This window comes from Sporosarcina sp. P13 (assembly GCF_002743055.1).
Lineage (GTDB): Bacteria > Bacillota > Bacilli > Bacillales_A > Planococcaceae > Sporosarcina.
On record NZ_PDYM01000001.1, the window covers coordinates 76,071 to 89,487 of the forward strand.

Annotated in this window: 12 protein-coding genes; all 12 read right to left on the minus strand. The window is 39.9% G+C overall.

Going from position 1 to position 13,417, the window contains the following annotated elements:
* Positions 1-158: 158 nt before the first annotated feature.
* Positions 159-1,223: a recombinase RecA gene (recA, locus tag CSV79_RS00380; protein ID WP_099687052.1), complete on the minus strand. Its 1,065-nt coding sequence runs from the start codon at positions 1,221-1,223 to the stop codon at positions 159-161.
* 164 nt (positions 1,224-1,387) lie between these two features.
* Positions 1,388-2,644 (minus strand): competence/damage-inducible protein A, encoded by a 1,257-nt coding sequence (locus tag CSV79_RS00385; protein ID WP_099687053.1) that lies wholly within the window; start codon positions 2,642-2,644, stop codon positions 1,388-1,390.
* A gap of 16 nt (positions 2,645-2,660) precedes the next feature.
* Complete coding sequence (pgsA, locus tag CSV79_RS00390) at positions 2,661-3,239, minus strand: CDP-diacylglycerol--glycerol-3-phosphate 3-phosphatidyltransferase (protein WP_099687054.1); 579 nt, start codon at positions 3,237-3,239, stop codon at positions 2,661-2,663.
* Between the two features lie 85 nt (positions 3,240-3,324).
* Positions 3,325-3,927: a helix-turn-helix domain-containing protein gene (locus CSV79_RS00395; protein ID WP_158232434.1), complete on the minus strand. Its 603-nt coding sequence runs from the start codon at positions 3,925-3,927 to the stop codon at positions 3,325-3,327.
* A 39-nt stretch (positions 3,928-3,966) separates the two neighbouring features.
* Positions 3,967-4,761: a DUF3388 domain-containing protein gene (locus tag CSV79_RS00400; protein WP_099687056.1), complete on the minus strand. Its 795-nt coding sequence runs from the start codon at positions 4,759-4,761 to the stop codon at positions 3,967-3,969.
* Between the two features lie 127 nt (positions 4,762-4,888).
* Complete coding sequence (ymfI, locus tag CSV79_RS00405) at positions 4,889-5,623, minus strand: elongation factor P 5-aminopentanone reductase (RefSeq protein WP_099687057.1); 735 nt, start codon at positions 5,621-5,623, stop codon at positions 4,889-4,891.
* Positions 5,620-6,912 carry an EF-P 5-aminopentanol modification-associated protein YfmH gene (gene yfmH, locus CSV79_RS00410; RefSeq protein ID WP_099687058.1) on the minus strand — a complete coding sequence of 431 codons (1,293 nt, stop codon included), beginning with the start codon at positions 6,910-6,912 and terminating at the stop codon, positions 5,620-5,622. Before yfmH ends, ymfI begins: the two co-directional genes overlap by 4 nt.
* The gene (yfmF, locus tag CSV79_RS00415; RefSeq protein WP_099687059.1) at positions 6,909-8,183 is read right to left on the minus strand and encodes an EF-P 5-aminopentanol modification-associated protein YfmF; all 1,275 of its coding nucleotides are present in this window, start codon (positions 8,181-8,183) and stop codon (positions 6,909-6,911) included. Before yfmF ends, yfmH begins: the two co-directional genes overlap by 4 nt.
* A gap of 254 nt (positions 8,184-8,437) precedes the next feature.
* Entirely contained in the window at positions 8,438-9,391 is a 954-nt protein-coding gene (locus tag CSV79_RS00420) for an ABC transporter permease (protein ID WP_099687060.1), read from the minus strand.
* Position 9,392: 1 nt separating this feature from the next.
* Positions 9,393-10,442, minus strand: coding sequence for an ABC transporter permease (locus CSV79_RS00425; protein WP_099687061.1), 1,050 nt, complete (start codon positions 10,440-10,442; stop codon positions 9,393-9,395).
* A complete protein-coding gene (locus CSV79_RS00430; protein WP_099687062.1) occupies positions 10,432-12,000 on the minus strand; it encodes an ABC transporter ATP-binding protein in 1,569 nt (522 codons plus the stop codon). Before CSV79_RS00430 ends, CSV79_RS00425 begins: the two co-directional genes overlap by 11 nt.
* 223 nt (positions 12,001-12,223) lie before the next feature.
* Entirely contained in the window at positions 12,224-13,312 is a 1,089-nt protein-coding gene (locus CSV79_RS00435) for a BMP family lipoprotein (RefSeq protein ID WP_099687063.1), read from the minus strand.
* Positions 13,313-13,417: the final 105 nt, after the last annotated feature.

A 13,417-nucleotide genomic window follows, 5' to 3' on the forward strand; every position in this document is an offset into this window, starting at 1 on the left:
AAACGATGATAGAAAGCTGACCTTCTCTACCTTCAGTACCGAAAAAAGAATCGAGCAACGACACGACACACTCTAGTTTTAGTATTGTACAATGCACAAAAAGGCTGTCACAGAGAGTCGTGAGTTACGACTTTCTGGACAAGCCTGGATTCAAGAAATTACTTTTCGTCAGGTATTAATAGCAATTCATCTAGTTCATCTTCTTCATCATGAGCTCCGATTACATAGTTTGTATTATCATCCATACCATAGGATTCACGAATTTTAGCTGCTATTTCATTGCGCATATTTTTGTTTTCCTTAAGGAACTGCTTCGCATTTTCACGACCTTGTCCTAAACGCTCGCCTTCGTAGGAGTACCAAGCACCACTCTTTTGTACAACTTCTAATTCTGACCCTAGATCAAGAATTTCTCCTTCTTTTGAAATTCCTTCTCCGTACATAATATCGACTTCAGCCGTTCTAAAAGGTGGAGCAACTTTATTTTTCACTACACGAATTCTTGTCTTGTTCCCCATAATGTCGTTTCCTTGTTTGATCGCTTCTCCACGACGCACTTCAAGACGGACAGAAGAATAAAACTTTAACGCTCTACCGCCCGGTGTAACTTCAGGGTTACCGAACATCACTCCAACTTTTTCACGAATTTGGTTGATGAAGACTGCAATTGTATTAGACTTGTTAATCGCACCAGAAAGTTTACGTAGTGCTTGAGACATTAAACGTGCTTGCAAACCAACGTGAGCGTCTCCCATTTCTCCTTCAATCTCTGCTTTCGGTACTAATGCGGCAACTGAGTCGACTACAATAATATCTACTGCACCACTTCGTACGAGCGCTTCAGCAATTTCCAATGCTTGCTCCCCTGTGTCAGGTTGAGATAGCAATAGTTCATCGATATTCACGCCAAGCTTTTGTGCATAGACCGGATCGAGCGCGTGCTCCGCATCGATAAATGCAGCCGTTCCACCGTTTGCTTGAACTTCAGCAATCGCATGTAAAGCTACTGTCGTTTTACCAGAACTCTCAGGTCCGTATACTTCGATTACACGGCCGCGCGGATATCCACCGATACCAAGCGCTGAATCCAATGCTAGGGAACCTGATGAAGATGTAGCGATTTGTAGATCTGTTTTCTCCCCAAGTTTCATAACAGAACCTTTACCAAATTGCTTTTCTATTTGTTTTAATGCCATATCTAGTGCCGCTTTACGATTGCTCAATTAAAATTCCTCCTCAACTCTTTTTCTATTTCTATTATACCTTCACTTATTGTATTATACAAGAAATAAACGAACGGGCATTCGATTTTCGTTAGATAGAAAATGAAAAACGAGTTGATAATCGAGGAGAAATTCATTTTCATAGTCGAAATCGTGGGAAGAATTCAATACTTCAATTCTTTTTTCTCTCTCATTTTCTGTATTAAGTAATGCAAAGCGAATTGTACAGAGCGCTTACGATTAGAATTGCGTGTACCAGATAGCTGAAGTTTATAAGAAACTGTTTCTAATTCTTCAGCTGCTATACCAATCCATACCGTTCCAGGCGGCTGACCATCGTGCGGCTCGGGTCCAGCAGCACCGGTTAGACCGACACCAAATGTCGTATCAAATTTCTGTTTCACATTTTCCGCTAATGCTTCTGCACATTTTGCACTAACAATTCCGTGGAAATCGAGTAATGATGGTGAAATATTCAGTTGCTCAACCTTCGCTTCTTTATTGTAAACAACGACGCCGCCTTTAAGCGCGTTACCGATACCAGGTTCCGATCCAAGCTCAGCCATGAACATTCCAGAAGTTAAACTCTCAGCAGCTGAAATCGACCAATCATTTTGCAATAATAGCTCCGTTGCTTTGGAAGCTAACGTATCATCATCCACCCCGTAAATAAAATCACCTACAATCGCACGAATTTGTTGCTCTACGGGAAGGATGAGCTTTTCTGCTTCTTCTTCAGACGCTGCCTTCGCAGTAATCCGCAACTTCACCATACCTGGAGAGGCTAGGGGGGCAATTGTTGGGTTTGTTTGATTTTCTAGGATAGACTGTATTCTAACTTCTAATTCTGATTCTCCGATACCTTGAAGCTTTAATATTTTAGAAGCTATGATGTCTTTTTTACCATAGACACTTAATAAATAAGGGATTGCTTCATTTTCAAACATTGGCTCTAACTCGTTAGGCGGCCCTGGTAGTAGTATATACTGCTTATCCTCTTTACCAATCGCCATACCAGGCGCCATACCGTGTCTATTAGGCAGTACTGTCGCTCCTTCTAACACAAGAGCTTGTTGTTTATTATTTTCCGTCATGACTTTCCCTACATGATTAAAATATTGTTGAATAGTTTCCATCGCTTCGGGATCTGATACTAACTTTCGTCCCAACTCTTTAGCGATCGTTTGTTTCGTCAGATCGTCTTTCGTCGGCCCAAGCCCACCACTAAATATGAGAATATCTGCACGTTGTTGTGCTAGCTGAATCGTTTGGACCAATCGTTCTGGGTTATCACCTACTACTGTATGGTAGTACACGTCAATTCCAACATCCGCTAATCTACCGGAGATGAATTTCGCATTGGTATTTGTAATTTGACCTAATAATAACTCTGAACCTACCGCAATGACTTCTGCTCTCATGATTACATAACACTCCTCACATGGACTCTACTAACACTTTTCGATTCTTCATGAAATAGTCGACACCTGACCAAATAGTAAATACTAACGCTATGTAGAGCATAATTGTGCCGAACGGTATACCAATTGCTTCAAAGAAAATATTGTGTAATAAAAGGAACGAAATCGCCAATAGCTGTGCTACGGTTTTTATTTTACCAAGTTGATTGGCTGCTACCACTTCACCGCCACCTGCTAATATTAAACGAAGTCCAGTGACAGCAAACTCTCGGCTAATAATTATAATTACTACCCAAGCAGGTGCTGTCCCCATCTCTACTAATAGAATAAATGCAGCAGAAACTAATAATTTATCCGCCAACGGGTCTAAAAACTTACCCATATTCGTCACTAAATTATTCTTTCTAGCTAAATATCCATCAAGCCAATCTGTCGTTGACGCGATGATAAATATAATGGCACCTACTAAATGTTCAACTGGCATTATCGCCCCGCCAATCGTAATCATTCCCCAGCCAAAATCCACTGCCAAGAATAAGATGAAAAATGGAATCATCAGAACTCTTGAAAGTGTAATCTTATTAGGTAAATTCATAAAACTTCCACCTTCCTAATTTTCAACTAGTTTAACCGACTTCATAACAAAATAGTCACCACTAGAGATGACTATCGTTCTACGGTTATTGCGCAATAATAATATTTTGCGGGACAAGTTTCGTTGGATAATCGATCCGCTTACCGTTCTCAGTCAGTTGCTCAACTTTTGGTTCGCCGACACGAATTCGGGTTTTTTCTGCATCCGATACATCAATTCCAACTTTTTCACCAGCGCTCATCACTGTACCGCTCAGTTTTAGCGGCTCACTCTCCAATCCTGTTTCCGTAGATTTATCCCGTAAAAAAAAATAAATAATAACCAAAATCATCACGATAAATAAGGCAACAATAACTTTTGGTAACATTTCTTGTAATCTTGCATTACGTTGTAGTCCCACCGTGCTACGTTGGAGTACAGCAGGAACTGCTTTCTGACGTTCTTCTTGGATGGCATTTCCGTGCGCTTCTTGATAAAGAGCTAGCATTTCTTCCTCGTCCAAACCAACTGCTTCTGCATATTGTTTGATGAATACACGAATATAAAATGCACCAGGCATCATTGTATAATCTTCATCTTCAATACTTGCTAAATATCGTTTCTGAATCTTCGTTTTATCTTGCAAATTATCTAACGTTAAACCTTTTGCGATCCTCGCTTCTTTTAAACGGATACCTAATCCATTCAAGTCTTTCACCTACCTCGTTTATCAAACACTACTTCCCTATCAATTAAACATATCAAACCCGCCCATTGGATTACGAGTAGACATTTGATCATTTTTCTCTAAAATATCATACGTGATTTCCTGATCTACTTCCGTTCGCAATTCAACAATAATATCGAAGTCATCTATCGTATATTCCGATTGTTTGACGAACATATCAGGATGCTCCACGACTTTAACCGTTGGCATACTCATAACTTCTCGAACTAATTGCATATGTCGTTCATCAGAAGATTTCCGCGTGACAATTCCATCTAAGATGAAAATATTGTCGTTCGAGAACTCATCACCCATCATACTCGTTCTTACTGTCTGTTTAATCATGGTAGAAGATAAGAATACCCATTTTTTATTGGCACAAACACTAGCTGCAACAACTGATTCTGTTTTCCCTACACGTGGCATACCACGAACCCCAATGAGTTTATGACCATCTTGCTTGAATACTTCTGCCAAAAAGTCTACTAAAATACCAAGTTCACTTCGAATAAATTGAAACGTTCTACGATCATCTGTCCCTCGTTGGATATAATGTCCATGACGAACCGCCAAAACGTCACGCAGTTTTGGTTCTCTAATTTTATGAATGACAATCGTATCCATAGTAGATGCAATAAGTTCAAAACGCTTTATTTGTTGATCGTGGTCGGTTTGGACAAGCATTCCACGATACCTGCCATCTACCCCATTAATGGTTACAATATCCACTCGTAACATACCAAGTAGCGAAGCAATATCGCCAAGTAATCCGGGGCGATTGACTTCAATCTCATATTCGACATACCATTGTCCCATTCGACACACTCCTCTACGTAATTTTTCACAGGATATACGTCTGCATGTAGTTCTATAATAGCGGATAGCCCGTATGAATTAAAGAAAAAAAGAAAAGGACTTTACTAACCGTCCTTTTCTTGAAGCATCACATATACCAACCACCATTGATCTGAATGATTTCACCTGTCATGTAATCCGCTTTACCACTAAGCATAAATTCCGCCATATTCGCTATTTCCTGCGGTGTACCGACAGACAGAAGAGGAATTTGCTCCATGACCATCTGTCGTTCTTCAGAAGAGAATTCCTGATTCATTCGCGTATCGATCCAGCCTGGTGCAATCGCATTAACTCGGACTCCCGAGTAGGCAGCTTCCTTAGCATAGGCTTTGACAAACGCATGTTGAGCGCCCTTTACTGCGGAGTACATCACTTCTCCAGCCGCACCCGTACTCCCCCAAATGGAGCCAATAAACAATACATAAGAAACAGGATTCTTACGAAGTTTAGCGGATAGCAATGCTATGAGCCGCGCAGGATTTTGCATATGAACTTGCCACAACTCGGACATATCTAAAGAGGTCGTTTCAGATAATAATTTCACAACTGCCTGCCCATTTGCTACAACAATCGCCTGTATACCTTGTATAGTTGAAGCTAAATCTTCTGCGGCATTCTCGTTTCTGAAATCAGCTTGTACGATACGAAACTCTTGTGCGGGATACAGTTTTTCAAGTTCACTCTGCAATAAAGCTAGTTGACGACTATTTGAATGATAATGCAAATATAGTGACCATCCAACTTCTGCAAGTTGTTTGGAAATAACTTCTCCTATACCACCAGATGCTCCTAGCACTAGCGCAAAACGGGAATTGTTCATACTGTTGGTGGTAGTACTTTAAAGATTGTGTAACTACTATCATCGGAAAAAGTCGCAAATGCCGTCTTTAGTTTATCCATTGATAATTTTTCTAACGTTGGTACTACATCGAACAAATTCATTTCATTGAACTCGTAACGTGTATACTGATTAGCGATAAATTCGATGGAATTCAAAGAACGCATAAACTGTCCAATTTTCTTTCTGCGCATTCTTTCCAAGTCTTCGTCTGTAACCGGCCAGCTTTCTTTTGCTTCTTTGATTGTTCGACGAATTAATGCCTCTAATTTATCTGGCTCCTCTGTATCGGATCCGACCATCGCAAACCCATAGCCCTCTTCCATTGAAAATTCATAGGAGAATGATTCATCTACTAAGCCTTCTCCATTAGCTTTTTCATAAAATGGAGAAGTGCGTCCGAATAAATTGTCTAGCACTAAGTTAGCAGAAAGCTCAGTCTCCAGCATTTCTTGTCCTTGTTGTTCTGCTGTAGTACATTTCATACCAATATTCAACTTAGGTTTAGAAACATCCATTGTTAAGATACGCTCGGGTATGTCAGCCGCTTTTGTCTCTAAAGGAAACTGACGTTCTATTGGTTCTGGCTGATTAAATGACTTCTTCGCTTGATCTTCTTTAATAAATGCCATCATTTCTTCAGGATTCACTGCACCTACTACGAACAGAAGCATATTGGATGGGTGATAGAACGTTTCATAACAAGTGTATAAATGTTCCGCTGTAATATCTTGAATCGATTCCACCGTACCCGCGATATCAATTTTTACTGGATGCTCTTTATATAAGTTTTCAATTGTTCCAAAGTATAAACGCCAATCGGGCTGATCATCATACATGGTAATTTCCTGAGCAATAATTCCCTTTTCTTTATCTACGGTTTGCGCTGTAAAATACGGTTGCTGAACAAAATCGAGCAATACTTTTGTATTTTCCATTACTTTATTTGTTGCTGAGAACAGATAAGCTGTTCTTCCGAATGTCGTGTAAGCATTCGCAGAAGCACCGTTTAGACCAAACTTCTGAAACACATCGCCATCTTCTTTTTCAAACATTTTATGTTCTAGGAAATGTGCAATGCCATCAGGGACCGTAATAAATTCGTTTTTGCCATGCGGTTTAAACGTTCTATCGATTGAGCCATATTTCGTAGTGAATGTTACAAACGTTTTAGAGTATCCACGTTTCGGTAAGATGACGACTTTCAGACCGTTATCTAATGTCTCTGTATAGATCTTTTCTTGTAATTGATCGAAAATTACTTCTTTCATTTGGAAGTCCCCTCCTTACCAGATAACAGATAGACGACTTCTAGCTGTATCGTATTGGCCATTTCCTTCACATCCTCCAATGTAACGGATTGCCATTTCTCAATTAATTTTTCGGCCGTGAAGTTCTCATCTAACTCTTTATATTGATCATAAATTTCGATTTGACTGCGTGCAGAATCGTTTGCGCCAAGAATACTATTCTCTAGCAACGCTACTGTCTGATTTAACTCTACTTCTGTAATGTCTCCTTGCTGCAATGCTGTTAGCTGTTCACTGATTAATTGAACTGCTTTTCCTTCTAAATCCGCATCAATTCCTGCGGTTACATAAACAATGCCATAATGTGATGAAAATGCACTATTTGCATAATACGCCATACTTTCTTTCTCACGCACATTCATAAATAACTTACTATGCGCGAATCCACCGAAGATCCCATTCATAATTTGCATTTTATTATAATCAGGATGATGGAATGAAACGGGCGTTGTAAAACCTAAATGTAATTTTCCTTGCTTCATATCCTGTTGCTCTCTTACTGTTTTTACCTTATCCACGGAATGATCATGCTGTTCTGCAGACATTTTTTTAACTTCCCGCGCTCCAAAGGGTATGAACTCTTTAATTTGCGCGATGATTTCTGATTCATTGACATCTCCAACAACGTAAATATCGATCAAATCATTATTAATCATTTGTTCATATGTTTGATATAAACTTTCTTTCGAAATAGACGCAACTGCTTCTTCCGTACCGTAAGCAGAAATAGATGCTGGTTGATCAGGTTTCATGATTTCTAGCATGCGCTTTTGAGCATATCTAGTTTTATCATCATAAATCGAGCGAATACGATCACGAACATTGCGTTTTTCTCTTTCAATAACAGCCTGATTAAACGCACCGTCTTTCACGTTCGGTTTGAAGACAACAGCCTGAATCAATTGCCACAGTTGTTTGAAAATATCTTCTCCTTCAAAGTACTCGTCATTGACACATTCCGCAAATAGTGAAACGGTATGCTCTGCGCTTCGTTTAGAGACGTCTGTATACAAAACTGTGCCGTATAACTCATCCAACGCTTTGCGCATTGTACTAAGCGTTGGGTACTGAGCGTTCGATTCTTCCAATACATTCGCAAGTACTGTACGCTCCGAAGCAGTTTTCTGCTCAAGCGGCGCCTTCCATTTAATCGTTACATTTACTGTCTTGAATTGTTTAGTCTTACGTATATACAAATGAACGCCATTCTGCAATTTTGTTTTGTTGAACATACAAACACCTCTCGTTTACCTTATTATATGTATTCCTACCCTTACTATACATTTTACTTAATGAAATAGAAAATAAATGGTTCTATTGCTAAAGATAACTGTTATCTGCGAGCTGATTAATTTACAAAGAGCATTATATTTGTAGATGATGTAATTAGGATAGTATAAGTTTACCATTGCGCTGCGTTCCAGGCAGATCCTTGTTCACAGTCTAAAAGCTACCTGAATATAATCCAGATAGCTTTCTACGTTACTTATCGATTTCCTTTGACGTAAGGCTTTCCAATGGCTTTTGGTGCATTCGCTTTTCCGAGGAATCCTGCCAAAGCTAAAATCGTCAAGACGTACGGGAAGATGTGGAAATAAACTGCTGGTATATCCGCTAAGAACTTAATGCTAGATGAACTAATAGCCAATGCTTGTGCGAATCCGAAGAATAACGCAGCGCCCATTGCGCCTATAGGATGCCATTTACCGAAAATCATTGCTGCAAGAGCCATAAACCCTTGCCCATTAATCGTCGCATGTCCGAAGTCATTCGTGATTGTCTGCGAATAGACTGCGCCACCGATTCCAGCAAGTCCACCTGAAATTATAACCGCGATATAACGAATTTTCGTTACTTTGATTCCCATCGTATCTGCAGCCATTGGATGTTCACCTACTGAACGTAAACGCAAACCGAATGGTGTCTTATAAATAACGAACCACGCAATAAACGCTACTGCAATTGCGATAATCGAAGAACCGTACACTAATTTGAAAAACATTGGTCCAATAATTGGAATGTCCTCCAAAAATGGAATGTTGAAACGCGGAATCTTCTGCTGAATGAAATCTGTCTGTCCTTTACCAAAAATCATCTTTACTGAGAATAACGCAATCGCTAAACCTAACATGTTGATCGCAACACCCGAAACTACTTGGTCCGCTCGGAATGATATCGACGCGACCGCGTGCAATGTGGCAAACAACGCGGATACAAACATCGCCACTAGTAATGAAACCCAAGGGGTCCAAGCACCTAATACATCTGCAAAAAACAGATTGAAAAGAATACCGGTGAACGCTCCCATAATCATAAGACCTTCCAAACCAATGTTAATAACACCTGATCTTTCAGAAAACACACCACCAATTGCGGTAAAAATAAGAGGGGCAGCAGAAGCAATCGTGATAGGAATGATGAAATATAAAATATCTAACATCTTACTTCGCCTCCTTCTTATTCTTACGTAAACGTACAAGTCCTATACGGATGATGTATCCACTTGCAACGAAGAAAATCACTAATGCGATGATAATTGATACAATTTCTATTGGAATTCCCGCAGCATTCGGCATATTGTTTGCTCCGTATTTTAAAGAACCAAATAACGTAGCACCGAAAATAACCCCGAGTGGTGTATTCGCACCTAATAACGCTACAGCGATTCCATCAAAACCAATTCCGGTAAAGCCCCCCATTGAAGAGATCGTACCAAATGTTCCTAATGCCTCCATTGCACCGCCAAGTCCGGCAAATGCACCGGAAATAACCATTGCCATTACAATATTTTTATTGACACTCATCCCTGCGTATTGTGAAGCATTTTCGTTAAATCCAACAGACTTTAATTCAAATCCAGACTTTGTTTTCTCTAAAATAAACCACATGACGACTACCATCGCTAACGCAACGAATATTCCATAATGCAATGTGGAGAAATCAGTCAAATTGGATAAAAAGTCAGAGCGCAAAGATGCTGTTGGCTGGACTCGATCTAACTTAAATCCGCCGCCTGATATCGTCTTAATCAATGCGTTGACCACATGAAGAGCAATATAGTTCATCATGATTGTCACAATTACTTCATGCACATGTAATTTTGCTTTTAAAATACCTGGTATAAGTCCCCATAAAGCACCTGCTACCGCAGCCGCAATTAATGCAAGTGGTAAGTGAATGATTTTTGGAAGTTCAAACGCCATTCCTACATAAGCAGCTGCAAACCAACCGACGATCAATTGTCCTTCTACCCCAATATTAAATAGTCCTGTGCGAAATGCGAACGCAACCGCTAGACCCGCTAGAATATATGGACTGATTTGACGAATTGTTTCTCCGATGACATACGAATCACCGAATATTCCATCCCAAAGGGCAGTATATCCTGCCACCGGATCATAGCCACTGATAAGCATGACGACCGCACCTACTAGTAACCCTAAAATGATAGAAATAACGGGTACTAGGATGTTTATCATTTTATTCGACATGATGTTTATCACCATCTTTCCCCGTATCGACCATTTTTTTATCAGCCGCACGCTTTGAATGACCGGCCATCATTAAACCGAGTGCCTGCTCTGTTGTTTCTTGCGGTATAACTGTCCCAACAATCGCTCCATCATGAATAACAGCTATACGATCAGATACATTCATTACTTCGTCAAGCTCAAAGGTAATAAGCAGAACTGCTTTTCCGCTGTCACGCTGTTCGATTAAACGTTTATGAATAAATTCAATCGCACCAACATCCAATCCTCGAGTAGGCAATGCTGCAATCAGCAAATCAGGATTCCGCAGAATTTCACGTCCGATAATCAATTTCTGCTGATTACCCCCAGATAAAGCTCTAGCCAATTCATGTACTCCTTGCGTACGTACGTCGAATTCTTTAATCAACTCAGTAGCTTCTTTATTCACTACTTTATAGTTCATGATTCCACCTTTAGAATATGGCTCATGATAATACGATTGTAGCGCCGCATTATAGCCAACAGTGAAGTCTAATACGACACCATGTTTATGACGGTCTTGTGGTATATGCCCAAGGCCTGTTTCAGTAATTTTTCTCGGCTTTTTATTCGTAACGTCTATTGAGTTAATATAGATTTTTCCACTCTTCACTTTAGTGAGTCCCGTGATCGCTTCGATTAATTCAGATTGGCCGTTGCCATCAATTCCTGCAATCCCGACGATTTCTCCACGACGCACAGAAAGGTTTAACTCTTTTAACTTAGCTACCCCACGGTAATCATTGACAACAAGATTTTCAATTTTCAAAACTTCTTCTGTTGGTTGGGAAGGACCTTTTTCCGTTTTAAATGTTACTTGACGTCCAACCATCAGTGTCGCAAGTTCTTCGGGATTAGTTTCTTTTGTAATGACGGTACCAATTCCCTTCCCTTTACGGATCACTGTAACTTTGTCAGACACATTCATAATTTCCTGTAGTTTATGAGTAATTAAAATGATAGACTTTCCTTCAGCAACTAGCTTACGCATAATATTCATCAACTCTTCAATTTCTTGTGGAGTAAGTGAAGCAGTTGGCTCATCAAATATTAAAATGTCTGCTCCACGATAAAGAGTTTTAAGTATTTCCACACGTTGTTGCATACCAACCGAAATATCTTCAACTTTTGCATAAGGATCGACATCCAAACCATACATTTTTGAAATTTCCGCTACTTTCTTAGCAGAGTCCTTAATATTTATCATGCCTAATTTCGTAGGTTCACTACCTAAGATAATATTTTCTGTCACGGTTAAGTTTTCCACTAACATAAAGTGTTGGTGAACCATCCCGATACCTAAATCATTTGCAATGTTCGGGTCCGTAATTGCTACGTTCTCTCCTCTAACACGAATCTCTCCACCGTCTGGTTGGTACAATCCGAATAACACGTTCATCAAAGTCGACTTCCCTGCACCATTTTCACCTAACAATGCATGGATTTCACCTTTTTCAAGTTGCAATGTAATGCGATCATTCGCATAGAAGGTACCGAATTTTTTCGAGACATCCAACATTTCAATTACATATTCCAATTCAATCACTTCCTTGCCTGTATTAGACTGCCAAAAAGTCTATAGTGAATATTCCGAAGGCTTTGTCACTTTCTACGAACGCCTACATGGTATGATCTTGTTTATCAACAAGTACTTAAATTAATAAAATAAAAGTTCCAGTACATTCGTCAGAGAACCTTTAGTTTACAAATTCCAATGAAATAAAGGCCGGATCATAACCGGCCTTTATCTTATTTCATAATTATTTTTTCTTCCCTACGAACTCAGGCACTTCAATTTCGCCAGTCGCAATTTTTTGCGCAAAATCATCAATTTGATCTAGCACATCTTGTGGAATCGCACCGCGTGAATCAGCAAGTGCTATACCTTCATCTGCAAGACCATATACCTTTGTCTCGCCACCTGGCAATTTGCCGGCCATAGCCAATGCAGAGATATCCTTAACTGCAACATCTACACGCTTCAACATAGAAGTAAGTGTAACGTTGGCATCGCCAACTTTACCTTCTTCATACTGGTCGGAGTCAACTCCGATTACCCATACATATGCATCTTTGTCAGCCTGTTTACGCTCTTTTGCTTCAGAGAATACACCGTTACCTGTACCGCCAGCTGCATGGAAAATGATATCTACGCCCGAAGAGTACATACGGCCTGCTTCCGCTTTTCCTAGTTCAGCTTTGTCAAATGCACCTACATATTTACTATCCACTTTGATTTGCGGATTAATTGTTTTAACACCCTCAACGAATCCTGCTTCAAAACGCTCGATTACCGGATTATCCATACCACCGATAAATCCGACTTTATCTGATTTTGTCATCAATCCAGCTGCAACACCTGCAAGGAATCCACCTTCTTGCTCTTTGAACAAGATACTAGTCACGTTTGGTGCATCTACTACACCATCAATAATTGCGAATCCCGTATCTTTTTGCTGAGCTGCGATATCGCTGATTGCATCTTCCATTAAGAAACCTACACCATAGATCAAGTTAAAATCACGACGAACTAAGTTATTCAAGTTCGTAGTGTAATCGGCTGGTCCTGTAGACTGTAGGTAATCATAACCGCCCGTCCCTTTTTCCCAACCTTGTTCCTCACCAAATTCTTTAACGCCCTTCCATGACGATTGGTTGAAAGATTTATCATCAATTCCACCAACGTCAGTTACCATGGCAATTGAGAATTCACTTTTTCCTACGTCATTTCCTGTTGCAGACTTGTCACCAGCATTATTCTTGTCCTTATCAGCAGAACCACATGCTGCCAACATTGTACCTGCCGCAAGCACTACAGACATTGCCAAGCCGAATTTTCTTTTCGTCATTAATAATGACCTCCTTTTTGATAGTCTGAGTATGAAATCCGAACGCTATACGTCTTATACCCGTTTACTCACTACATGGAACCTAAACTTATCTGCACGGAAAAA